This is a genomic window from Streptomyces sp. NPDC058576 (genome assembly GCF_042718715.1).
In the GTDB taxonomy this organism is placed as follows: domain Bacteria; phylum Actinomycetota; class Actinomycetes; order Streptomycetales; family Streptomycetaceae; genus Streptomyces.
This window is the reverse complement of sequence record NZ_JBHXPF010000085.1, coordinates 1-24,034: the sequence shown is the minus strand read 5'-3', so window position 1 is coordinate 24,034 and position 24,034 is coordinate 1. Positions and strand designations below refer to the sequence as shown.

The 24,034-nt window shown below is 70.4% G+C and carries 18 protein-coding genes; 7 read left to right on the top strand and 11 right to left on the bottom strand.

Translation table 11 applies throughout. The annotated features are described in order from the left end of the window. Nucleotides 1-56: 56 nt before the first annotated feature. Nucleotides 57-677, bottom strand: coding sequence for a YceI family protein (locus tag ACFWRV_RS33795; protein WP_384339731.1), 621 nt, complete (start codon nt 675-677; stop codon nt 57-59). Nucleotides 678-960: 283 nt separating this feature from the next. On the opposite strand from ACFWRV_RS33795, the gene ACFWRV_RS33790 reads away from it, so the two are divergent. Further along, nucleotides 961-1,485: a hypothetical protein gene (locus ACFWRV_RS33790; protein ID WP_030714730.1), complete on the top strand. Its 525-nt coding sequence runs from the start codon at nt 961-963 to the stop codon at nt 1,483-1,485. 50 nt (nt 1,486-1,535) lie between these two features. Here the strand turns inward: ACFWRV_RS33790 and ACFWRV_RS33785 are convergent, their stop codons facing one another. Both ACFWRV_RS33785 and ACFWRV_RS33780 read right to left on the bottom strand, forming a co-directional pair. After that, entirely contained in the window at nt 1,536-2,213 is a 678-nt protein-coding gene (locus ACFWRV_RS33785; protein WP_384339730.1) for a peptidoglycan-binding domain-containing protein, read from the bottom strand. Nucleotides 2,214-2,497: 284 nt separating this feature from the next. After that, complete coding sequence (locus ACFWRV_RS33780) at nt 2,498-3,709, bottom strand: glycoside hydrolase family 64 protein (RefSeq protein ID WP_384339732.1); 1,212 nt, start codon at nt 3,707-3,709, stop codon at nt 2,498-2,500. Nucleotides 3,710-4,120: 411 nt separating this feature from the next. Here ACFWRV_RS33780 and ACFWRV_RS33775 point away from each other — a divergent pair, with 411 nt between their 5' ends. From ACFWRV_RS33775 to ACFWRV_RS33765, 3 genes are all read left to right on the top strand, one after another. Then, nucleotides 4,121-7,990 (top strand): endo-alpha-N-acetylgalactosaminidase family protein, encoded by a 3,870-nt coding sequence (locus ACFWRV_RS33775; RefSeq protein ID WP_384339729.1) that lies wholly within the window; start codon nt 4,121-4,123, stop codon nt 7,988-7,990. A gap of 262 nt (nt 7,991-8,252) precedes the next feature. Beyond that, a complete protein-coding gene (locus tag ACFWRV_RS33770; protein ID WP_384339728.1) occupies nt 8,253-9,836 on the top strand; it encodes an acyl-CoA carboxylase subunit beta in 1,584 nt (527 codons plus the stop codon). 71 nt (nt 9,837-9,907) lie between these two features. Beyond that, nucleotides 9,908-10,111: an acyl-CoA carboxylase subunit epsilon gene (locus ACFWRV_RS33765; RefSeq protein ID WP_384339727.1), complete on the top strand. Its 204-nt coding sequence runs from the start codon at nt 9,908-9,910 to the stop codon at nt 10,109-10,111. 76 nt (nt 10,112-10,187) lie between these two features. On the opposite strand, the gene ACFWRV_RS33760 is transcribed toward ACFWRV_RS33765, so the two are convergent. The 8 genes from ACFWRV_RS33760 to ACFWRV_RS33725 all read right to left on the bottom strand — a co-directional run bounded on the left by ACFWRV_RS33760 (nt 10,188) and on the right by ACFWRV_RS33725 (nt 20,877). Then, nucleotides 10,188-10,769 (bottom strand): ATP/GTP-binding protein, encoded by a 582-nt coding sequence (locus ACFWRV_RS33760; RefSeq protein WP_014048542.1) that lies wholly within the window; start codon nt 10,767-10,769, stop codon nt 10,188-10,190. Beyond that, nucleotides 10,750-11,397, bottom strand: coding sequence for a DUF742 domain-containing protein (locus ACFWRV_RS33755; protein ID WP_384339726.1), 648 nt, complete (start codon nt 11,395-11,397; stop codon nt 10,750-10,752). Before ACFWRV_RS33755 ends, ACFWRV_RS33760 begins: the two co-directional genes overlap by 20 nt. A gap of 90 nt (nt 11,398-11,487) precedes the next feature. Beyond that, nucleotides 11,488-11,901: a roadblock/LC7 domain-containing protein gene (locus tag ACFWRV_RS33750; RefSeq protein WP_006127847.1), complete on the bottom strand. Its 414-nt coding sequence runs from the start codon at nt 11,899-11,901 to the stop codon at nt 11,488-11,490. Nucleotides 11,902-11,911: 10 nt separating this feature from the next. Continuing rightward, nucleotides 11,912-15,184, bottom strand: a complete 3,273-nt coding sequence (locus ACFWRV_RS33745) for a nitrate- and nitrite sensing domain-containing protein (RefSeq protein ID WP_384339725.1) — start codon at nt 15,182-15,184, stop codon at nt 11,912-11,914. A gap of 361 nt (nt 15,185-15,545) precedes the next feature. Next, nucleotides 15,546-16,127, bottom strand: coding sequence for an ATP/GTP-binding protein (locus tag ACFWRV_RS33740; protein ID WP_073213974.1), 582 nt, complete (start codon nt 16,125-16,127; stop codon nt 15,546-15,548). Then, complete coding sequence (locus ACFWRV_RS33735) at nt 16,108-16,515, bottom strand: DUF742 domain-containing protein (protein WP_003966010.1); 408 nt, start codon at nt 16,513-16,515, stop codon at nt 16,108-16,110. The genes ACFWRV_RS33740 and ACFWRV_RS33735 overlap by 20 nt, the downstream gene beginning before the upstream one ends. 135 nt (nt 16,516-16,650) lie before the next feature. Then, nucleotides 16,651-17,064, bottom strand: a complete 414-nt coding sequence (locus ACFWRV_RS33730) for a roadblock/LC7 domain-containing protein (protein ID WP_006127850.1) — start codon at nt 17,062-17,064, stop codon at nt 16,651-16,653. A gap of 9 nt (nt 17,065-17,073) precedes the next feature. Further along, the gene (locus ACFWRV_RS33725) at nt 17,074-20,877 is read right to left on the bottom strand and encodes a nitrate- and nitrite sensing domain-containing protein (protein ID WP_384339724.1); all 3,804 of its coding nucleotides are present in this window, start codon (nt 20,875-20,877) and stop codon (nt 17,074-17,076) included. A 582-nt stretch (nt 20,878-21,459) separates the two neighbouring features. Between ACFWRV_RS33725 and ACFWRV_RS33720 the strand changes: the two genes are divergently transcribed. The 3 genes from ACFWRV_RS33720 (at nt 21,460) to gltX (ending at nt 24,008) form a co-directional block, all read left to right on the top strand. Then, the gene (locus ACFWRV_RS33720; RefSeq protein ID WP_384339723.1) at nt 21,460-21,642 is read left to right on the top strand and encodes a hypothetical protein; all 183 of its coding nucleotides are present in this window, start codon (nt 21,460-21,462) and stop codon (nt 21,640-21,642) included. Between the two features lie 112 nt (nt 21,643-21,754). Then, nucleotides 21,755-22,540: a fumarylacetoacetate hydrolase family protein gene (locus tag ACFWRV_RS33715; RefSeq protein WP_384339722.1), complete on the top strand. Its 786-nt coding sequence runs from the start codon at nt 21,755-21,757 to the stop codon at nt 22,538-22,540. Continuing rightward, complete coding sequence (gltX, locus tag ACFWRV_RS33710) at nt 22,533-24,008, top strand: glutamate--tRNA ligase (RefSeq protein ID WP_384339721.1); 1,476 nt, start codon at nt 22,533-22,535, stop codon at nt 24,006-24,008. The genes ACFWRV_RS33715 and gltX overlap by 8 nt, the downstream gene beginning before the upstream one ends. Nucleotides 24,009-24,034 lie beyond the last annotated feature (26 nt).

Below are 24,034 nucleotides of genomic sequence, written 5' to 3'. Positions count from 1 at the left end.
GCGCCCCGCCCCCGGATCTCCCGGGGGCGGGGCGCTGCGCGTGTGTACGGAGGAGGTCAGGCCGCAGGAGCGGCGGCCTTGATCGCGGAGATGTCGAAGGTCAGCTTCACCTTGTCGCTGACCATCACGCCGCCGGTCTCCAGCGCCGCGTTCCAGGTCAGGCCCCAGTCGGAGCGCAGGATGTCGGTGCTGCCCTCGAAGCCGACGCGCTCGTTGCCGTAGACGTCGGTGGCGGAGCCGTTGAACTCCAGGTCGATGGCGAGGGGGCGCGTGACGTCCTTGATGGTCAGGTCGCCGGTGATCCGGTACACATCGCCGCCCAGCTGCTCGGCCTTCGTCGAGCGGAACGTCATGAGCGGGAATTTCTCGGCGTCGAAGAAGTCGCCGCTGACCAGGTGGCCGTCGCGGTCGGCGATGCCGGTGTCGACGCTGGCGATCCTCACGTCGATGGAAGCGGAGGAGTTCGCCGGGTCCGTGCCGTCCACGACCAGGGTGCCCTCGTGCTCGCCGAAGGAGCCGCGCACGTTCGTGACCATCGCGTGGCGCACCGTGAAGCCGATGCTGCTGTGCGCCGGGTCCAGGGTGTAGGTGCCGGTGAGGGCGGCGAGCGCCGGGTCCACCGCGGGGGCCTCGGTGACGGTGGTGGCGGCGGTCGACTTGCGGTTGAACAGAGCCATGGCTCCTCCTCGGGGATGCGCTGCGGGGACGGGGTCGAACGGTGCGGAAGAGGTTGTTTAACCTTCAACGAGATCGACTGTAGCGCGATCTAGTTCAATGTTCAACATTTGCGCGCCGGGTTCCCTCGATCGGGGGAGCGGGGTGGTGGGGGCGTACCGCGCCCCCGGTCGCGGCGCCCTCTGGCGGACGCGCGTAGAACTCGGGCACTATCTCCCTGCCCGGCGTACGCGGCCCCCGCGTCCGTCACCGCCCTTGTTTTGTCATGAGCAGGAGGAAAACCTCATGGTGACCCGTCCACGACTCCGCTCCGCCCTCACCGCCCTGGCCCTCGTCCTCGGCGCGCTCTTCGCGCCCGGGATCGGCGTCCTCGGCGGCGGCGCCACCGAGGCGCACGCCGTGACCAAACTGACCCACGCGCAGGCGACCTCCCGGTTCAGCTCGTCCGGGATCACCTGGTCGTCCTCCGGTGGCTGCTCCAACCGGAACAACCCCACCTGCACGTCCTTCGACCAGCTCAACCTGGCCAGCGCCCAGGGCGCGCAGACCCTCAAGAGCGCCACCGGCTGCGCGCTCAGGATCACCGGGGGCACGGAGACCGGGCACGCCGGCGGCACGTACTCGCACTGGAACGGCTACAAGCTCGACTTCGCCAAGAGCACCTGCGTGAACAACTACGTCACCGGCACCTTCACCTACATCGGCACCCGGGGCGACGGCGCCCGGCAGTACCAGTCCGGATCCGGCAACATCTACGCGGACGAGGGCAACCACTGGGACGTCACGTACTACAACTGCGGCGGCTGCTGACAGCCGCAGCCGAGGGGCCGTCCCGCACCAGGGGCGGCCCCTCGGCCTCCTCACGGGATCGGGTCGGCGTCCGGACCCTCCTGCTCCAGCAGGTCCCGGGCGAAGTCCTCCCACTGCGCGTACCGGTCCGGATGCGCGGACCGCTGGACCGCCTGGCACACGTCACCCGGCTCCATCGACTTCCAGCCGTCGATCTGGAGCAGCCCCGGGTTGGCGCTGGGCGAGGGCAGTCCGTAGAAGGACTTGGACGCGGTCGGCACATGGGTGATCTGCGCCGGCGTGCCCCAGCCCATGCTGGGGCGCTGCTGGAAGACGCCGAGCGAGTCGTGGTCGACCGCGGACGTGTAGTTGACGAACTTCGACTCCTGCATGGCCGTCATCAGGGCGATGACCTGGGCCTCCTTGGAGAGCTCCGCCCCCTTCCCGACGCCGATGACCGTCCGGGCATGGGCCAGCTGCTCCGCGCCGAGGTCGGACGGGGCGGCGAAGAACGTCCGCAGTTCGCTGTCCGGGGCCGCCCTGAGCAGCTGCGCGGTGGCGGTGTCCACCCGGCCGGTCGGGGTCAGTCCGTAGCTCTGCTGGAAGGCGCGCAGGCCGTGCGCGCCGGAGGCCTGCGGGGCGGGTGACGGCGGCGGGGCGGGGTCCGCGTGGGCCGGGGCCCCGGCGGTCAGCAGGAGTCCGGCGGCGACGGCCGTGAGCAGCCGGTGGGGGAGTCGGTTCATTCGCATATGGCACCGTCCCGGGGCGGTGGGACGAAGTCAAGAACGCCATACATCGTGTCAATTGATGAGGTATCGGATCCCGCGGAGCAGAAAGGAAGGGCCCGGACCCGCGCGTGCCCCCGCCGGACATGCGCGCGCTCGCGCCGGACATGCCGCAGGCCCCCGCCGGACATGCGCGCGCTCGCGCCGGACATGCCGCAGGCCCCCGCCGGACAGGCGTGTGCCCGCGCCGGACATGCGTGTGCCCCCGCCGGACGGGCGGGGGCACACGCGGGCTCACCGGGCGGGCGTCAGGAGCCCACGCTCACCGTGAAGCGGCGCGGGTTCCCGTCGTGCGCAGCGCCCGAGACGTCCGGCTCCCCGTCCGGACGGACGTCGTCGTACGGGAACGCGTAACCGATCGGGCTGTTCGCGTGGACCACCCGGGACCAGTGGTTGGTGACCGGGGTCTTGTAGTAGTCCGCCGTGGACGTGCCGTTCGGCTGGCTCGGGTGGCTCAGCATGATCGAGCGGTTGAAGCCCGCCGCCAGCCGGGCCAGGATCGCCTTCTTGTCGTCGGAGTCGCCCGGGTTGTTCGTGAACGGGCCGTGGTTGCAGGTGAAGATGTCCTTCGTCTCCGGCTTGGTGAAGGTGTGGCCGCCCTCGAAGGTCAGGGTGTCCCCGCTGACCCGGCCCGCCAGAGTGCCCCGGCCGCCCTGGAGGTCGATGCGCAGGTCCTCGGAGCGGTACTTCTCCCAGACCTCGTCGATCTGCGCGGTGAACAGGTCCCGGAACGGCATCTCGGCGGGCCGGTCGAAGTACGGGGCCATGATGTTCTGCGGCGAGACGACCCGCAGGACGCTCCCGTCGTCGCCCCGCGTGATCAGCTTGTCCCACGGCTGCCCGTCGGCGGCCGCCTGGGCGGTGAGGTCCTCCGCGATCCGGTCCGCCGCGCCCTCGGGGTGCGGCTCCACGACGTGGGTGCCGTCACCCTCCAGCGTGATGCCGATCGGGAGCGCGGTGATCAGGTCCACGTAGCTGATGTTGGAGTACAGCTGCTCGGTGTTGAAGGTGAACTCCGCGAACGCCCAGGTCCGCCCGTAGTTCGGGTCCGTCGGCGTCGCGAAGGCGGGCTCCACCAGGGACGGCCCGGGGTTGAGGAAGAAGTCCAGCTTGTCGTCGCGGACGAAGTAGACCCGCGCTCCGTACATCTGCGGCAGGGTCAGCACGACCGGACCCGCGCCCGCGCCCTTGAGCGGGATGGCGCAGTCGACGGGCAGCGGGGTCTGCGGGGCGCCGGGGGAGTCGGGGCGGTAGACGCCGCCGTCCGGCTTCAGCAGCACCCAGCGGTCGGTGCCCAGTTCGTGGCCGGTCACGTACGCGTGCACCGTGCCCGGCAACGACTTGTTCTCCAGGGCCAGTTCGCAGGTCGCGGGGGCCGCGGAGGCGCGGGGGCTCAGAGCGGTGCCCCAGGCGGGGTACGTCAGCGCCGCGGCCGTGGCGGCGGTGCCGGTCAGGAACATTCTGCGCGAAATCACGAGGGGACTCCCGAGGTGGTGGGGGGCCGCAGACGGGCTGTGGGGGGTGGTGCGGGGGAGGGACAAGGCCGTGGGGGTGCCTGCGGTGCGCACCACTCTCGCGAGGCCCGGCACGAGCGTCAAGACTTGCGACTGAGAGCGCTCTCAAAAATTCCGAGTCTTCACAACTCGACGCCTCGAAGCGGTACTTGACGGAACCGAGCGGGTGCGAACCGTGACCGTCCGGGGGAGGTTCCGGCCAAGAGGTGAACCAGGGGATGTCCCACCGTTCCCCGGAACACCTGGATGGCCCGCCCGCTCCCGACTTGGACTAACGCACCGGGGTTGTTGGACGGAGTCGGCCCCCGGGCCCGAAGTTCGTTGACGGTGTCCGGACACGGCGACTACTCAGGGGCCATGTCGCCAAGATTCCCTCGCCCCGGCCTGGTCGCCGCGGCCTCCGCAGCCGTCCTGGCGCTCGTGGGGGCCGCCCTCCCCGCCGCAGCCGCCGATCCGTCACCCACCCCGGCCGGAGCGGCGGAGTCCGACGGGTCCGCCGTCATCGGCTCCGACCGGCTCGCCGTCGCCGTCGCCGACGACTTCCCGCGCGTCCTGTCCTACACCGACCGGTCGAGCGGCGAGCAGTTGCTCGGCTCCACCCGGCCGGTCACCGCCGTCACCCTCAACGGGACCGCCCACCCGGTGAAGCTCAAGGGCGAGCCGAAGGTCACCCGCTCCGCCGCCCGCTACACCCTCGCCTTCGACTCCCTCCCGGGCGTCGAGATCGACGCCTCGCTCACCGTCTCCGGGCGGGCCACCACCTTCAAGGTGACCGCCGTCCGCGACACGTCCGCCTTCCGGGTCGGGACCATCGACATCCCCGGGCACGACCTGATCTCCGTCGGGTCCACCGAGGCCGGGGCCGCCACCGCGTTCACGAAGCTCGACCCCGACTCCACCCGCACCGCCGACGTCTTCGCGAAGGTCACCGGGGAGACCAAGCCCGACTCCGCACCCGTCGGGGCCAGTTACGCGATCCTCAACACCGGCTCGCTGGCCGCGGCGATCGAGTCCAACTCCTCGTACGACAAGCCCTCCGGGGCCACCGGCGGCGACGACGCCCGCTTCTGGCACCAGGCGCGCACCGGGGAGGGCGGCGGAGTCCGGGTCGGCGTGTGGTCCGGTCAGTGGACCTACCGGGGCGAAGGCGCCCCGAAGCCCGAGAGCGGCGAGAACCTGCCGTGGGCCAAGGTCGTCGTCACCCCGGACGCCAACGGCGACAAGGCCGTCGACTGGCAGGACGGGGCGATCGCCTTCCGCTCGATCGGCGTCACCGCCCCCGGCAGCGAGGACACCGCGAACCGGGTCGTCACCCACATCCCGTTCAACTTCGCCAGCCAGGCCACCCACCCCTTCCTGCGCACCCTGGACGACGTCAAGCGGATCTCGAAGGCCACCGACGGCCTCGGCCAGCTCGCCGTCCTCAAGGGGTACGGCTCCGAGGGCCACGACTCCGCCCACCCCGACTACGGCGGCAACCACAACAAGCGGGCCGGCGGGCTGAAGGACCTCAACACCCTGCTCAAGCAGGGCGGGAAGTGGGGCGCCGACTTCGGCGTCCACGTCAACGCCACCGAGTCCTACCCGGAGGCCAAGGCCTTCTCCGAGCAGCTCGTCGACAAGTCCAAGCCCGGCTGGAACTGGCTCAACCAGAGCTACTACATCGACCAGCGCCGCGACATCAACAGCGGCGACCTGGAAAAGCGCTTCCGGCAACTGCGCGACGAGACCGACAAGAACCTCGACTTCCTCTACATCGACGTCTACTACAGCCACGGCTGGATCGCCGACAAGACGATCCAGGCCGTCCAGAAGCAGGGCTGGACCGTCGGCACCGAGTGGGCCGACAAGTTCGAACGCGCCTCGCTCTGGTCGCACTGGGCGAATGACCTCAACTACGGCGGGGCCACCAACAAGGGCCTGAACTCGCAGATCATCCGGTTCATCCGCAACGGCGAGAAGGACATCTGGAACAACCACCCGGTGCTCGGCCAGAGCGCCCTGGAGGACTTCGAGGGCTGGACCGGTGAGACCGACTGGAACGCCTTCACCGCCAACATCTGGCAGAAGAACCTCCCCGCCAAGTACCTCCAGCAGCAGCGGATCACCCGCTGGGACGGCAACGACATCACCTTCACCGGCGGGGTGCGCGGCACGGTCGAGGACGGTGAGCGGACCTTCTACGACCAGGGCCGCAAGGTGCTCAGCGGCACCGACTACCTGCTGCCGTGGGACGGCGGCAAGAAGCTCTACCACTACAGCGAGACCGGCGGCACCAGCACCTGGGAGGTGCCCGGCAAGGGCGCGTACACCCTCTACGAGCTGACCGACAACGGCCGCGAGAAGACCGCCACCGTCCGCCCCTCCGGCGGGAAGATCACGCTGACCGCCGCCGCCGGACAGGCCTACGTCCTGTACCCCGACCGCGCGCCGAAGGAGAGCGACGCCGACTGGGGCAAGGGAACCGGGCTGAAGGACCCCGGCTTCAACGACCGGGACCTGAAGGGCTGGACGAAGACCGGCGCCGCCGTCCGCGACACCGACGAGCAGGGCCGCAACAGCGCCGAACTCTCGGGGACGGACACGGCCGCGCTCTCCCAGACCGTCACCGGCCTCAAGCCCGGCAAGCGCTACACCGCCTCCGCCCTGATCGAGGTCGAGCCCGGCGCGAGCCGGCGTACGGTGCTGAGCGCCGGCGGGAAGTCCGTCGCCGTCGAGCGCTCCACGGCCGAGGACTTCGTCGCCGCCTCCGACTGGCACGGCACCTCCTTCCAGCGCGCCAAGGTCAACTTCACCGCCCCCGCGAACGGCCGCACCACCCTGCGCGTCGAGGCGGCGGCGGGCTCCACGGCGAAGGTCCGCGCCGATGACGTACGGATCGTCGAGAACGCCCCCGCCACCCGCACCGGCACGGTGGCGTACGAGGACTTCGAGGCCGTCGACCAGGGCTGGGGCCCCTTCCTCAAGGGCAACGCGGGCGGCTCCACCGACCCCCGCACCCACATCTCCCAGCTGAACGCCCCGTACACCCGGTCCGGCTGGAACGGGAAGCTGATCGACGACGTGCTCGGGGACAAGGAGTCCCTGAAGTCCCACGAGGAGAACACCGGCCTCGTCTACCGCACCGCGCCCTGGACCGTCCCGATGAAGGACGGCCACCGGTACGCGGTGGAGTTCGACTACCAGTCCAGCCACGCCGGGGCCTACAGCTGGGTGGAGGGCTACGACCGGGTCGCCGGCGGCAAGGCCTCCTCGACCGAGACCCGGGCCACCCCGATCGGGCAGCAGCGCACCACCGGGCGGTTCAGCCGGACGCTCACCGCGGGCTGCGGCGACACCTGGACCGGGCTGCGCAAGCTCGCCGGAGCACCCGAGGGCGCGGACTTCGTGCTCGACGGCTTCACGGTGACCGACCTCGGCCCGGCCCCGGCGGGCGAGGAGGCCGTCTGCGGCACCCTAGGCGTGGCCGCCGACGCCGAGACCCTGGAGCCCGGGGCCCCGAACACGGTGAAGGCGACCTTCGGCAACGACGAGGCGAGCGCCGCCACCGACGTGCGGCTCGCGCTGACCGTGCCCGAGGGCTGGCGGGCGGAGCCGGCGGGCCCGGTCGCCTTCGACTCGGTCGCCCCGGGCGCGAAGGTCACCGGCAGCTGGCGGGTCACCCCGCCGGTGGACGCCCCCTACGACACGTACGCGCTGGACGCGAAAGCCACGTACGCCGTCCAGGGAGCCGGTCGCACGCTCGGCGCGGGAACCTCGGTCCGTACGCTCCCGCCGCCGCCCGTGAAGGACAGCTGGGCCGGCGACCTGGACTGGACCGCCTCGCAGAACGGCTGGGGCCCGGTCGAGCGCGACCGGTCCAACGGGGAGGCCGGGGCCGGGGACGGCGGGCCGCTGAAGATCGGCGGTGTCGAGTACGCCCAGGGCCTCGGCACGCACGCCCCGGCGAAGATCCGCTACTACCTGGGCGGGAAATGCACCTCCTTCACCGCCGAGGTGGGCGTGGACGACGTCCAGACGACCCGGGGCAGTGTGCGGTTCGCGGTCACCGCCGACGGCACGGAGAAGGCGGTGTCGCCCGTACTGGGGGCGGCCGACCCCGCCTGGCGGCTCACCGCCGACGTCACCGGAGCGAAGTACGTCGAGCTGGTCGTCCAGGACGGCGGGGACGGCAATGGCAACGACCACGCCGACTGGGGCAACGCCCGCTTCCACTGCGGGGGTTGACCGCCGACCCGACATATTCCCGGGCGCGGTGAACGGCCGGCGGCCGGGCTGCGCCATACTGAGGGGGCCTTCGGGTCCCCTCAGGGGCGTGTGGCCCAGGGCACACCCTCCTCTTGTGGAGTCTCCACATCCGGAAGCGGCGTTTCGCTGGTGGATCGCCTGCACGGCGGCATGGTTCTGTTCACTCCCACCACGAAACGGGGCAGGAGACTGTACGGAGTCGACGGCGAGATTTCTGGGTCGGGGTTCGTAGGGTCGATGCATGACCGTTGTGGACGAAACCCAGGGTGAGCCGACCGACGCCCGAGGCCGGGTGGCCGAACTGCTGGCCCTGCGCGAGCAGGCGCGGCGCGGACCGAGTGAGCGGGCGACCGAGGCACAGCACGCCAAGGGGAAGCTGACCGCGCGGGAGCGGATCGAGCTGCTGCTGGACCCGGGTTCGTTCAAGGAGGTCGAGCAGCTCCGCCGGCACCGGGCCACCGGGTTCGGCCTGGAGGCCAAGAAGCCCTACACCGACGGTGTCATCACCGGCTGGGGCACGGTCGAGGGCCGCACGGTCTTCGTCTACGCTCACGACTTCCGGATCTTCGGCGGAGCGCTGGGCGAGGCCCACGCCACGAAGATCCACAAGATCATGGACATGGCCATCTCGGCCGGCGCCCCGCTGGTGTCGCTGAACGACGGCGCCGGCGCCCGTATCCAGGAGGGCGTCTCGGCGCTCGCCGGCTACGGCGGCATCTTCCAGCGCAACACGCGCGCCTCCGGTGTCATCCCGCAGATCAGCGTGATGCTCGGCCCGTGCGCGGGCGGCGCCGCCTACAGCCCGGCGCTGACCGACTTCGTGTTCATGGTCCGCGAGACCTCGCAGATGTTCATCACCGGACCGGACGTCGTGAAGGCGGTCACCGGCGAGGAGATCACCCAGAACGGCCTCGGCGGCGCGGACGTGCACGCCGAGACCTCCGGCGTCGCGCACTTCGCGTACGACGACGAGGAGACCTGCATCGCCGAGGTCCGCTACCTCATCGGGATGCTGCCTTCCAACAACCGCGAGAACCCGCCGACCGTCGAAAGCGACGACCCGGCCGACCGGCGCGGCGACGTGCTGCTCGACCTGGTCCCGGCGGACGGCAACCGCCCGTACGACATGCACAAGGTGATCGAGGAGCTCGTCGACGACGGCGACTACCTGGAGATCCACGAGCGCTGGGCCCGCAACATCATCTGCGCGATGGCCCGCCTGGACGGTCAGGTCGTCGGCATCGTCGCCAACCAGCCGCAGGCGCTGGCCGGGGTCCTGGACATCGAGGCCTCCGAGAAGGCCGCTCGCTTCGTCCAGATGTGCGACGCCTTCAACATCCCGATCATCACCCTTCTGGACGTCCCCGGCTTCCTGCCGGGCGTCGACCAGGAGCACGGTGGGATCATCCGCCACGGCGCGAAGCTCCTGTACGCCTACTGCAACGCCACCGTGCCGCGGATCTCGCTGATCCTGCGGAAGGCCTACGGAGGCGCGTACATCGTCATGGACAGCCAGTCCATCGGGGCCGACCTCACCTACGCCTGGCCCACCAACGAGATCGCCGTGATGGGCGCCGAGGGCGCGGCCAACGTCATCTTCCGCCGCCAGATCGCCGAGGCCGAGGACCCCGAGGCCATGCGCACCCGCATGGTCAAGGAGTACAAGGCCGAGCTGATGCACCCCTACTACGCGGCCGAGCGCGGTCTCGTCGACGACGTCATCGACCCCGCCGAGACCCGCGAGGTGCTCATCGCCTCGCTCGCCATGCTCCGCAACAAGCACGCCGACCTGCCGTCGCGCAAGCACGGCAACCCCCCGCAGTAGTCGCCCTCCGCGGCGGCGCGATCCGCCGCACGGTCCACGACAGCCTGCCGAGAAGACGGAGACACCCCACCATGAGCCTCACCCCCGCCGAGTCCGTCCTGCGCGTCGAGAAGGGCCACGCCGCCCCCGAGGAGCTGGCGGCCATCACCGCCGTCCTGATGGCCCGTGCGGCCGCCCAGCCGCCCGTCACCGCCCACCGGGGCCGTGACACCGCCGGCTGGCGCCGCCTGGAGCGCACGCCGGGCTTCCGCGCCCCGCACAGCTGGCAGGGCTGACCCGCCCGCACGGCTGTACGACGAGGGCCCCGCACTCCCTGAGGAGTGCGGGGCCCTCGTCGTACGTACCGGGGCCTCAGCGCAGGCGCGCCATCAGGGCGTGCTCGACCAGCGTGATGAGCGCGCTCTTGGCGTCCGCGCGGTGGCGGGCGTCCGTCGTCAGGATCGGGGTGTCCGGCCCGATCTGGAGCGCTTCGCGCACCTCGTCGGGGGTGTAGGGCTGGTGTCCGTCGAAGCCGTTGAGGGCGATGACGAAGGGCAGTCCGCTGTTCTCGAAGTAGTCGACCGCGGGGAAGCAGTCGGCGAGACGGCGGGTGTCGACGAGGACGACGGCGCCGATCGCGCCGCGGACCAGGTCGTCCCACATGAACCAGAAGCGGTCCTGTCCGGGCGTACCGAAGAGGTACAGGATCAGGTCCTGGTCCAGGGTGATACGTCCGAAGTCCATGGCCACCGTCGTGGTGGTCTTGTCCCCGGTGTGGGTCAGATCGTCGATGCCCGCCGAGGCGGACGTCATCACGGCTTCGGTGCGCAGCGGGTTGATCTCCGAAACGGCACCGACAAACGTGGTCTTACCCACGCCGAAGCCCCCTGCCACCACGATCTTCGCCGAGGTAGTGGAGCGGGCCGCTCCGCCGCTAGAGCTTGCGAAGTCCACTGAGCACCCTTTCGAGCAGTGTCACATCTGGCTGGCCGCCGGCGGCCTCGTCGCCGCCGGGCTGATGGATAGCGACGAGTCCGGCCTCCGCCAGGTCGGCGACGAGGATCCGGGCAACGCCGAGGGGGATCGAGAGAAGGGCCGAGATCTCGGCGACCGACTTGATCTCGATGCAGAGCCGGCAGATCCGCTGATGCTCGGGCAACTGCCCTTGCAGCCGGGCCGGATCGGCCGTGGTGCTGACCAGCGCCTCGATGGCGAGCTGGTAACGCGGTCGGGTCCGGCCGCCGGTCATGGCGTACGGACGGACCAGCGGGTTGTGCGCGGCGGGCTTGGCGGGCTCGGGAGCCCGCCGCTGCTGCACCGGCTGAATGCGCGGCTGCTGGGGCGCGTCGTACCGCTGGGGCTGCTGCGGTTGCTGCGGCCACCCCGAACCCGGCTGCTGCGGAGGCCACTCGGAGCCCTGGCCGCCATGAGCACCCTGCTGGTGCTGCGGCTGCTGGTATGGCTGATATTGCCCGGGTCCCTGACCACCGGCTGCGGCGGGGAAGCCGAAACGGTTGTCACCGTGCTCACCCGGAACCCTCTGGTCACCGTTGTATGGGTGCCCGCCTGTGGGTGCTGCCACGTTTCCTCCTCCGACTGCCGGTCGCCGATCCCAGTGGGGCCGCGCCACCGCACTTTATGGCGCGGTGGCGAGAAACGCACTGTCTGTCTACTAGTTAAGAAGACTTCCCTGAAGTTCGGCGCGGAGGTCCGGAGTCAGGACACTGCCCGCGCGGTCCACCAGAAGGGCCATTTCGTACCCAACCAGACCGATATCGGCGTCCGGGTGGGCCAGAACGGCGAGCGAAGATCCGTCCGAGATGGACATGATGAAGAGGAATCCCCGCTCCATCTCCACAACGGTCTGATTCACGGCGCCGCCCTCGAAGATCCGCGAGGCGCCCGCGGTCAGCGACGTCAGACCGGAGGCGACGGCCGCCAGCTGGTCGGCGCGGTCGCGCGGGAAACCTTCGGACATCGCCAGCAGGAGTCCGTCGGCGGAGACCACCACCGTGTGCGACACCCCGGGGGTGTTGTCCACGAAATTGGTGATCAACCAGTTGAGATTCTGCGCCGCCTGGCTCATCGGGCTCACACTAACGCTCCTGGTTGTAGGTGGTACTGGTGTCCGACCCCGCGCTGCGTCCCCGCTGGATCCCCCGTCGCAGGTTGCTCAACCTGCCGCGGACGTCCTCGGGAGCGCGGGAGACCTGTGGGCCGCCCTGCTGGGTCTGCTCCGCCGTGCCCTCGACCAGGTTGGCCTTGGGCACGCGCCGGGGGAGACCGGAGGGGGTTATTCCGCCCGCCTTCGGCTCACGGAGCTTCTCGGCCCGCTCCCAGCGCTCGTCGTTCGTCGAGCGCCAGTCGTCGGGGCCGTCCCCGTCCGTCTGCTGGGCCTGCCGCTCTTCCTGCTGCGGCTGCGGCTGCCGCTGCGGGGCCGGAGCGGGCTGGTCGTTGCCACGGCCGCCGGGGCCGGGCTGCCAGTGCTGCTGACCGCCGCGGCGCGGCAGACCGGCTTCGGTCAGCTCGTGGCCGACGTTCGGGGTGGGTCCCGGACGGTCGAAGCCTACGCGCTCCGAAGGCTCCGCGGGCGTGCTCGGAAGAGATTCCGATTCGGCCGGGGCAATCGGCTCATAAGCGTCTCGGAAACCACCCTGAACAGGCCAGTCATCCTGGTGGGACTGGTCCGACGCGGCCGGGTACGGGTCGGCGTACTGACCCTGCGGGGCTTCCGGAGCCGCATATGCCGATTCCGTATAGCCGTCGCCGGGGTGCTGCTGGGGAACCTGCTGGGCCTGCTGGCCGCGCTGCTGCGGGTAGCCGTCCCCGGCGCCGTACTGCTGCTGCTCGTACGACCCCTGGTACGGCTGCTGCGACTGCTGCCCGTACTGGTCCTGGCCGTAGTGCTCGTCGGCATAGCCCTGCTGAGGCTGCGGCTGCTGCTGGTGCTGATCGCCGTACGGGTCGCCCGCGTACGTCTCCGGCGCGTAGCCCTGCGGTTCCTGGGCGTTGTCGCCGTACGGGCCGCCCACGCCCGTCTGGGCCTCCAGGGCCGCCCTGCGCTCCTCGCGCATCAGCGAACGGTTGACCGGGTCCAGCTGACCCGGGTCCGCCGTGACCTCGTAGCGCGAGTCGTCGAAGCCGAGCTCCGCCGCCGTGCGCATCGGGGCCTGCTGCGGCGCCGGCTCGAAGGCCGTCTGCTGCTCGGGGATGATCGAGGAGACGGTGAAGTCGTCCTGACCGCTGCCCGGTTCGCCACCGCCACCGTGGGTGATGGCATCCGGCAGCATGACCAGCGAGGTGGTCCCGGCCTGCTCGCCCGAGGGGCGCAACTGGACCCGGATCCCGTGCCGGTCGGCCAGCCGGCCGACCACGAACAGGCCCATGCGCTGGGACACCGCGGCGTCCACGGTCGGCGGGTTGGCCAGCTTGTGGTTGATGTCGGCGAAGTCCTCGGCGGTGAGGCCGATGCCCTTGTCGTGGATCTCGACCATGACGCGGCCGTCGGGCAGCCGGGTCGCGGTGACCTTGACCTTGGTCTGCGGCGAGGAGAACGTGGTGGCGTTCTCCAGCAGCTCGGCGAGCAGGTGCACGAGGTCGGTCACGGCCTGACCGTGGATCTCGCTCTCCGGCACGCCGGTCAGCTCGATGCGCTCGTAGGACTCCACCTCGGAGGAGGCGGCCCGCAGGACGTCCACCAGCGGAACCGGCTGGTTCCAGCGGCGGCCGGGCTCCTCGCCCGCGAGGACGAGGAGGTTCTCGCCGTTGCGGCGCATACGGGTCGCCAGGTGGTCCAGCTTGAAGAGGCTCTCCAGCTGGTCCGGGTCGGCCTCGTTGTTCTCCAGGTCGGTGATGAGGGTCAGCTGGCCCTCGATGAGCGACTGGTTGCGGCGCGAGAGGTTGGTGAAGATCGCGTTGACGTTGCCCCGCAGCATGGCCTGCTCGGCGGCGAGCCGGACGGCCTCGCGGTGCACCTGGTCGAAGGCGCGGGCGACCTCGCCGATCTCGTCCTGCGTGGTGATCGGGATCGGCTGCACCCGGGTGTCGACCCGGCCCGGGTCGGTGCGCGAGAGCTGGTCGACGAGGGAGGGCAGCCGCTGCTCGGCGATGCCGAAGGCGGCGGTACGCAGCTGGCGCATCGAGCGGCTCATCTGGCGGGCCATGAGGCCGGCCAGGATGAACGCGGCCAGCAGGGCGATGACGACGATGAGGCCGTTGACGATGGCGTCGGTCTTGGCGTCGGAGGAGATGCTCGCGGCCTCGTCCACCGCCTTGGCGACCAGCTCGTCCTCGACGGTGGCGTACCCCTCGAACTTCGCGGTCGCCGCGGCCATCCAGGTCTCGGGCGTGATGCCCTTCTTCGCCAGCTCAGCGGGGTCCTGCCCCTTGCCGATCTCCTGGGCCATGCCGTCGAAGACCGAACCGTCGATGCTCGGCGGCGCCACGAAGGGCCTGCCCGCGGCCTCGGCCTGCTCCTTGGCGGCCTTCAGCTGCCTGGCGCCCTCGGCGGCCTTGCCGGCCATGACCTGCTTGAGGCGGTCGACGTCGGCCTGGGTACCGCCGGAGTTGAACTCGCCGAGCGCGATCTGCTCCAGGTAGTTGTACGAGCCGAAGGCCTTGACCTGGTCGTTGTAGGTGCCGGGCTTCTTGCTCGGGCGCACCAGAAGGTGCATGCCGATCGAGCGCTGAAGCGATTCTGCAGCCTTGGACAGCTCGATCGCGTAGACGGTACGGCCGTAACTGGTGATGTTGCCGGTGCCGAGGCCGAGCTCGTTGGAGAACTCCATCAGCGAGTGCTGGACCTGGACGTAGCCCTCTTCGGTCTTCACCGGGTCCAGGGCCTGCGAATAGGCGGCCTTGCGCAGCTCGGGAAGCTTGGGCTCCTCGCCCTTGAAGAGCTTGAGGCGGCGCTCCAGGCCGGGCTTCGACGGCATGTCCTGCACCGCGGCGTCGAACTTCCGCGCCGCCTCGTCCGTGGTGGCCCGGGTCTGCTCGACCACATCGGCGTCACGGTCGCCGGAGAGCAGCGGCTGGGCGGTGAGGTCCCGCTCGTTCAGCAGCGCCTGCCCGTAGTCGGACGCGGCGCGCACGACGACGGCGATCTTCTCGGCCTCCTGCGCCTCGCCCCACGTGTCGATGGAGCCCTTCACCTGGAAGCCGCCCATGACGAGGCCGACCAGCACAGGGATCAGGAGGATCGCGTTCAGCCGGGTGGCCACCCGCCAGTTGCGCGGGGACAGCCGGCTGGTGCTGCCGCCGGCGGCGGGCTCCGTGCCGGGCACATCCGCAGGGGACGCCGCAGCGCGCGACGGCGGGGTGAAGTTGCCCCGCTCGGGCTGCGCCGCGGAGCCCTCGTTGCTTCGCCTCACTCGACCAACAACCTCTCGGCGTCGGCACCTACGCTGTGCCGGATTATTCGTTCAGGGCCGTACTACTGGGGAGTTCGTCGAATTGCAGCACGGGGACCGGCCCCGTTCCAAACACTCGGAATCGTCGATTCCGAGTGGCCCAGGCCTCAGATAAAACGGGCATAAAGAGCGAGCCCCGTCAAAAGGCGGGGCTCATGTGAGCGCAGTGGCACCGAATGGATGCATCGGGTGGCGGTGCGGAGTCAATTCTCTGTCGAAACGTTATGAACACGGGGGCGGATCGTGTCAAACGACACAGGCCGCCCCCGCGTGACTACGGCAACTTCCGTATGGCGATATCGACTTACACCGGGTGGAAGAACTACTTCAGGCGTGCCATCAGAGCGTGCTCGACCAGCGTGATCAGGCCGCTCTTGGCGTCCGCGCGGTGCCGGGCGTCCGTCGTGATGATGGGCGCGTCAGGCCCGATCTGGAGCGCTTCGCGCACCTCGTCGGGGGTGTAGGGCTGATGTCCGTCGAAGCCGTTGAGGGCGATGACGAACGGGAGGCCGCTGTTCTCGAAGTAGTCGACCGCGGGGAAGCAGTCGGCGAGACGGCGGGTGTCGACGAGGACGACGGCGCCGATGGCGCCGCGGACCAGGTCGTCCCACATGAACCAGAAGCGGTCCTGTCCGGGCGTACCGAAGAGGTACAGGATCAGGTCCTGGTCGAGCGTGATGCGGCCGAAGTCCATGGCGACGGTGGTCGTCGTCTTGTCCCCGGTGTGGGTCAGATCGTCGATGCCCGCGGACGCGGACGTCATGACGGCCTCGGTGCGCAGCGGGTTGATCTCCGACACGGCCCCGACGAACGTGGTCTTGCCCACGCCGAAGCCGCCCGCCACCACGATCTTCGCCGAGGTGGTGGCGCGGCCCGTACCGCCGTTAGAGCTTGCGAAGTCCACTGAGCACCCTTTCGAGCAGTGTCACATCCGGCGCGCCGCCGGCCTCTCCGTTGCCCGGCTGGTGGATGGCCACCATGCCGGCTTCCGCCAGGTCCGCCACCAGGATCCGGGCGACGCCGAGCGGCATCGACAGCAGCGCCGACACCTCCGCCACCGACTTGACCTCACGGCAGAGGTGGCAGATCCGCTGGTGCTCGGGGAGCAGGGTCCCCAGGTGAGCGGGGTCTGCCGTCGTGCTGACCAGAGCCTCTATCGCGAGCTGGTAGCGCGGCCGGGTCCGGCCGCCGGTCATGGCGTAAGGACGAACCAGCGGCTGGTCGCCTTCCCCGTCGTACGACGCGTGGTGCAGTGCGCCGTACGGATCGGGTGAGGCGGGTGGCGGGGTCATGAATCCTCCGGGCGTGACAGCAGGTTCTCGGCTTGCCGTCTGCAAGGGGCCGGTGAGGGGACTAAAGCGGCCTGTCGGGTGAGGGTTGTGGGCATTACCTGGGGGGATCGTGTCGTGAGTCCGCTGGACGGCCGCCTAGTGGAGCAGACTGCCTTGGAGCTCGGCGCGGAGGTCGGGCGTGAGGACGGTGCCCGCACGGTCGACCAGGAGGGCCATTTCGTACCCGACCAGACCGATGTCGGCGTCCGGGTGGGCCAGGACGGCGAGGGACGAGCCGTCGGAGATGGACATGAGGAAGAGGAATCCCCGCTCCATCTCCACAACCGTCTGACTGACGGCGCCGCCCTCGAAGATCCGGGACGCACCCGCGGTCAGCGAGGTGAGACCCGACGCGACAGCGGCGAGCTGGTCGGCGCGGTCGCGCGGGAAACCTTCGGACATCGCCAGCAGCAGGCCATCCGCGGAGACCACCACCGTGTGGGAAACCCCCGGGGTGTTGTCCACGAAGTTGGTGATCAGCCAGTTCAGATTCTGCGCGGCCTGACTCATGGGGCTCAACTAACGCTCCTGCTGGTGAGTGGGGCCGAGATGGATACTGCCGGTCTGCTGGCCGTTGTTGGCCTGCCGACCCTGCTGGATGCCCCGGCGGAGATTGGTCAGACGACCGCGCACGTCATCGGGCGCGCGCGAAACCTGAGGTCCGGACTGGTGATTCTGCTGCTGTGCGGTCCCCGGTACCAAATTGGCGCGGGGAACACGGCGGGGCAGCCCGGAAGTGGTGACCCCGCCGGCGGCGGGCTTCTTGACCCGCTCGGCCTGGCGTACGAGATCGTCGTTGGGCGAGGCCCGCCAGGAACTGGTGACCGAGGTGTCGGCCGCACCCCGCTGAGGCAGCGGCGGGACCGGCACTCCGGCGGCCTCCGGAGCGGCCGGCGCCTGCGGTTCGGCGGGCGGCTGCTGGCCGCCCTGGCCCGGACCGTGGAACCAGTTCGTCTCCAGGGTGTCGTACAGCGGCGTACGCCCGTCCCCGGGACCGGCCGGCGGCAGGGCCTCCGGCTGCTGGGGTTGCTGGGGCAGCGCGGGACGGTACGGAGCCTCGCCCGCCGGGGAGGCGGACGGACGCGGCGCACCGAAGCCGTTGCCCTCCGGGCCGTGCCCGCCCGGCGCGGGCAGTTGCCGGCCCTGGTCCTGCTGGGGCTGGTGCGGGACACCGAAGTCGGGCCGGGCGAACTGCGCGGTGCTCGCCGGGTCCTGGCCCTGCGGAGCCCCCTGCTGGTACGAGCGGTTCTGCGGAGCCCCCGGGCCCGAGAAGTCGGGCCGGGCGAACTCGGAGGTCGCGCCGGGACCCTGGCGGTCGTCGGCCGGCCGCTGGTTCGGCGAGGTGTTGAACGACGGGTCCTGGCCGGGGCCCGTCGGACGGGCGAACTGCCCGGTCGCGTCGTGCTCCTCGTGACCGCGCGGAGTGTCGGCGCCCCAGCTGGTGGAGGCGGGGCGCTGCGGCTGCGGGTTGCCCCCGGGCAGCTCGGCACGCGGGCCACCGGACGGCGGCAGCTGGCGGCCGGGGCCACCGGGCTGCTGGAAACCGCCCTGGGCGAGGCCGCCCTGCTCCTGCCGGGCCTGGGGCCGCTGCGCCCCGGGACCCTGCTGGATCGGCTGGTTCTGCTGGCCCTGCTGGTTCTGCTGGTTCTGCCAACCGGACGGGGCCGGCTGGTTCTGGTTCTGGTTCTGCGGGGCGAACGGGCCCGGACGGCCGTTCTGCCCGGGGGAGGGCGGAGCGCCGTGCCCGAACAGGTTGGGCTGCGCCGCCCCGTCGCCGCGGCCGGGCGCATCGCCCTGGGAGCCGCCCTGGGCGCCGCGGGCGCCGATCCGGGCGCTGTTGCCGAAGGCGCCGGAGAGGCCGCCGCCCTGGCGCTGCGGAGCCTGGCCCTGACCCGGGAAGTCCTGGCCCGGGCCGCCGTTGTCCGGCTGGCCGCCGCCCTGCGGCCGGCCCGTCGAGCCGTCCCGGGCCGGCAGTGCCGCCCGGGGGCCGGCGCCCGCGCCGACCTGGCCGCGCTGACCGCCCGGTCCACCGCCGAGGCTCTTGGCGCCCGGTCCGCCCGGACCGCTGCCGAGACCCGCGCGCTGGCCGTTGCCCGCACCGTTCCCGTTGCCGGCGAGCAGCCCGCCCGGGGCGCCGGACTGCTGCCCGGGGCCCTGCTTGGACGGCGGCTGCTTGCCGCCGTGCGCGACATCGACGGGCAGCATGACCAGCGCGGTCGTACCGCCGGAGTCGGAGGGGCGCAGCTGGATCCGGATGCCGTGACGCAGCGACAGCCGGCCGACCACGAACAGACCCATGCGGCGGGAGACGGAGACGTCCACCGTCGGCGGCTGCGCGAGCCGCTCGTTGATCGCGGCGAGGTCCTCGGGGGAGAGGCCGATGCCGGTGTCGTGGATCTCGACGAGCACGCGGCCGTCGGGCAGCGCGTGACCGGTGACCTTGACCTTCGTCTGCGGCGAGGAGAACGACGTCGCGTTCTCCAGCAGCTCGGCGAGCAGGTGCACGAGGTCGTTGACGACACGGCCGGCGACCTCGGTGGCGGGCACCGCGGACAGCTCGATGCGCTCGTACTGCTCCACCTCGGAGGCGGCGGCGCGGAGCACGTCGACCAGCGGGACGGGGCGGGTCCACCGGCGCCCCGGCTCCTCGCCCGCGAGGACGAGGAGGTTCTCGCCGTTACGGCGCATGCGGGTCGCGAGGTGGTCGAGCTTGAAGAGCGAGGACAGCTGGTCCGGGTCGGCCTCGCGCGACTCCAGCTCGGAGATGAGCGAGAGCTGGCGCTGGATGAGGCCCTGGGAGCGGCGCGAGAGGTTGGTGAACATCGCGTTGACGTTGCCCCGGAGGAGGGCCTGCTCGGCGGCGAGGCGGACGGCCTCGCGGTGCACGTCGTCGAAGGCCGCGGCCACCTGGCCGATCTCGTCCCGGGAGTGCACACCGACCGACTCGACGGAGGTGTCGACGTCCTGCGGGTCGGTCTCGGAGAGCTGCTTGACGAGCTCGGGCAGCCGGTCCTGGGCGACCCGGGTGGCGGTGTCCTGGAGACGGCGCAGGGAGCGGATCATGGAGCGGGCCACCACGAAGGCGCCGACGAGCGAGACGCCGAGCACGATGAAGATGACCGCACCGTTGATGATCGCGTCGCGCTGGGAGGCCTGGCGCAGCTCGCGTGCCTTGGCCTCCATGTCGCTGAGGAGGGTGGCCTCGATCGTCTCCATGGCCTTGATCTTGATGGTGCTCTGGTCGTACCAGTCCAGGTACGACCTGACCTGCTTGCCCTCGATCCCGTTCGTGGTGTCCAGGATCCGCTTGGCGTACATGTTCCCGGCGTTGATCTCCGGGTTGCCGTTGTCCAGGGGCGCCATGAGCTCTTCGGCGCTCTGCCCGGTCGTGGCGTAGATCTGCTTGAACGAGGTGAGGGCCCGGGACTCCTTGGCGAGCGCGTTGGAGCCGAACTGCCGGTCGTTCTGGTTCAGGTGCGGTTCCTTGACCGAACCGCCGGGCAGCGCCGCGGCGATGATCGCGCGCTGGACCGAGGCGTACTCCTTCGCGGAGGAGAACGCCGCCAGGGCCCGGGTCCGCTTGATCATGTCCGGGTTGCTGGTCGCCTGCGCCATGTCCTGCGAGAGGCTCAGCAGCGAGGTGATCAGCTGGCTGTACTGGTCGACCGTGTTGAGACTCGGCGAGCCCTCTTCGTACGCCGTCTTGCGGATCGTACGGATGGTGCCGAGCTGCGAGGCGATCGACGAGATGCTCGCGTGGATGCTCTCCAGCGAGTCGTCGCCCTCGGAGTCACCGATCGAGTCGGTCTCGTCGAGGAAGGCGTTCCTGGCCCGGTCGGTCTTGTCCCGGGGCCCGGTGACCTTGTAGTCGGTGGGCTTGGACTTGTTCGACAGCGGACCGGCCGACTGGTCGCGCTCCACCTGGAGCGCCTGGGCGAGCGAGGTCGCCTGCTTGGTCATCTTGGTCAGCAGCTGCATGTGCTCCAGCTGCTGCATGTCGGTCATCGACTCCTGGATCCGCAGACCGCCGAGGCTGGTCGCGGCGACCACGGGGAGGGCGAGGAGCGAGACCAGTCGCGTGCTGATGCGCCAGTTACGGAGCGCTATTCGCGAGCCCGTGTCGACCGGGCCACGCGGCTGCGCGGCCGTGTTCGGCTCCGCACCGCTCGTCGTGGAGCCCGGGCGCTGCGCACGGTCGCTGTTGTCGCCGGCAGCGGCCGGCCCGGGGTTCTGGGCGTGCCGGGGCGAGGAACCGCGGTCGGTCCCGCCGCGCGGCTCCTGTTCCGCCGGAGCGCTGCCATCCCTCTTGAAACGTCCCTGCACTAGCGTCGCAACCTCTGGACCAGGCGTCCCGCCCGCGGTTGCGGACAAGAACGGTGTCGGCGTCGTGGGGCACTGGACGCGCCCCATGGTGGTCGTATGAGTGACCGGCGTACTTCCCCCTCCCGCCGCCACTCGGCGCTGCGTTGCGCCCCTGCGCGCCGGCCTGAAACCCGCGGCGGTGCGTGGAATTCCAGCACAGTGCAGGATCTCCAACAAGGCCCATGTACCGGGCTGTGACCTGCGTGACACGTTGTGATGAACGAGTAACAAGCAGTGGAGAGTGATCGTGGGTAAAGCGGACTATTCAGGAGCAGTTACCTAGGGGCGGGGGGTGTCCCAGTCGCGATGATCAGGAGCGGAATAGTGGATTCAGTGGTGCAATGTCCGTTTCCTGGATCGCCGTCACCTGTCCGCAATGGGTCGAATGTCGATTAGTTCGTGAGCAAACTCACATGATGATCGTCGCCTCATCCCGGCTCCGGCGGGGAATCGGATGTTTAGCCTGACGCTTTACAGGGATGGCGAATCCGACAAGCCGGCGCCGCGCGAGCGACGCCCTCACCGACAGGGTCCTGACGGCAGATGAAGACGACGACGATGTTCCGCAACATTGCCAACCCCCGGCGCACCACGCTGGCGCACCTCAAGGACGCCGAAGCGCTGCAGACGCCCCTGGCGCCGGAGCACGCCGCCGACCTGCCCAACGTCACGGCCAACCCGCGCCGCACCATCCTCATGGAAGCCCCGGTCGCCGTCGGCCAGTAGTACCCCGCAACGCGCGCGGCTGTCCCCCCTCATCGGCGCGAGTGCCTCGCCCGGCGGCTAGCCTGGAGCGTCAGTCTTCCGTCAGCCAGCAAGTGAGGGGCGACAGCATCCCGTGCGCATCGCCAGGTTCTCCATCGACGGCAATGTCGCCTTCGGCGCCGTCGAGGGACAGGGCACCGTGGAATCCGGTGACCTCGTCCTCGACATCATCAAGGGCATTCCGTACGCCGACTTCGAGCTCTCGGGCACCAAGGTCCCGCTGAACAAGGTCCGGCTGCTGCCCCCCGTGCTCCCCAACAAGGTCGTGGCCATCGGCCGCAACTACGCGGAGCACGCCGCCGAACTCGGCCACGAGGTCCCCGACGCGCCCATCACCTTCTTCAAGCCGACCACCTCGGTGATCGGCTCCGGCGACGCGATCGAGTACCCCTCCTTCTCCGAGGACCTGCACCACGAGGCCGAGCTGGCCGTGGTCATCGGCCGCATGTGCCGCGAGGTCCCCCGCGAGCGCGTCAAGGACGTCATCCTCGGCTACACCTGCGCCAACGACGTCACCGCCCGCGATGTGCAGCAGCGCGAGAAGCAGTGGGCCCGCGCCAAGGGCTTCGACACCTCCTGCCCGCTGGGCCCCTGGGTGGAGACCGACGTGGACCCCCACGACCTCACCATCCAGGCGACGGTCAACGGCGAGCAGCGGCAGCTCGGCCGCACGAGCGACATGGTCCGCTCCGTCGAGGACCTGATCGTCCACATCACGGAGGCCATGACGCTGCTCCCGGGCGACGTCATCCTCACGGGCACCCCCGCGGGGGTCGGACCCCTGCACGTCGGCGACGAGGTCGCCGTCACCATCGAAGGCATCGGCACTCTCACCAACAAGGTGATCAAGCGTGGCTAACGCACCTGTACGCGTCCGTTTCTGTCCCTCCCCGACCGGCAACCCGCACGTGGGCCTGGTCCGGACGGCGCTGTTCAACTGGGCCTTCGCCCGGCACCACCAGGGCACCCTGGTCTTCCGGATCGAGGACACCGACGCCGCGCGCGACTCCGAGGAGTCCTACCAGCAGCTGCTCGACTCGATGCGCTGGCTCGGCCTGGACTGGGACGAGGGCCCCGAGATCGGCGGCCCGCACGCCCCCTACCGCCAGTCGCAGCGGATGGACCTGTACAAGGACGTCGCCGAGAAGCTGCTCGCCGGCGGGTACGCCTACCCCTGCTACTGCACCACCGAGGAGCTGGACACCCGCCGCGACGCCGCCCGCGCCGCCGGGAAGCCGTCCGGTTACGACGGCCACTGCCGTGACCTCACCGCCGAGCAGACCGCCGCGTACGAGGCCGAGGGCCGCTCCTCGATCGTCCGCTTCCGGATGCCCGACGAGGCCATCACCTTCACCGACCTGGTCCGCGGCGACATCACCGTCCAGCCGGAGAACGTCCCCGACTACGGCATCGTCCGCGCCAACGGGGCCCCGCTCTACACGCTGGTCAACCCGGTCGACGACGCCCTGATGGAGATCACCCACGTCCTGCGCGGCGAGGACCTGCTCTCCTCCACCCCGCGGCAGATCGCCCTGTACCGGGCTCTCATCGAGCTGGGCATCGCCAAGGACACCCCCGCCTTCGGCCACCTGCCGTACGTCATGGGTGAGGGCAACAAGAAGCTCTCCAAGCGCGACCCGCAGGCCTCCCTCAACCTCTACCGGGAGCGCGGCTTCCTCCCCGAAGGCCTGCTGAACTACCTGTCGCTGCTCGGCTGGTCGATCGCCGAGGACCGCGACATCTTCTCCGTGGACGAGCTGATCGCCGCGTTCGACATCAAGGACGTCAACGCCAACCCGGCCCGCTTCGACCTCAAGAAGTGCGAGCACATCAACGCCGAGCACATCCGCATGCTGGATGTGAAGGCGTTCACCGAGGCCTGCGGCCCCTGGCTGAAGGCCCCCTTCGCGCCCTGGGCCCCCGAGGCCTTCGACGCGGAGAAGTGGACCCGGATCGCCCCGTACGCCCAGACCCGGGTCACGGTCCTCTCCGACATCACCGACAACGTCGACTTCCTCTTCCTCGACGAGCCGGTGGAGGACGAGGCCTCCTGGACCAAGGCGATGAAGGGCGACCCGGTGGCCCTGCTCACCACGGCCCGCGCCAACCTGGAGACGGCCGACTGGAGCGACCCGGAGTCGCTGAAGAACGCCGTGCTGACCGCCGGCGAGGCCCACGGCCTCAAGCTCGGCAAGGCCCAGGCCCCGGTCCGCGTCGCCGTCACCGGCCGCACGGTGGGCCTGCCCCTCTTCGAGTCCCTGGAGATCCTGGGCCGCGAGAAGAGCCTGGCCCGGGTGGACGCCGCCCTGGCGAAGCTGACCGCGTAGGCGGGACGGACACCCCCGAGGAGGGC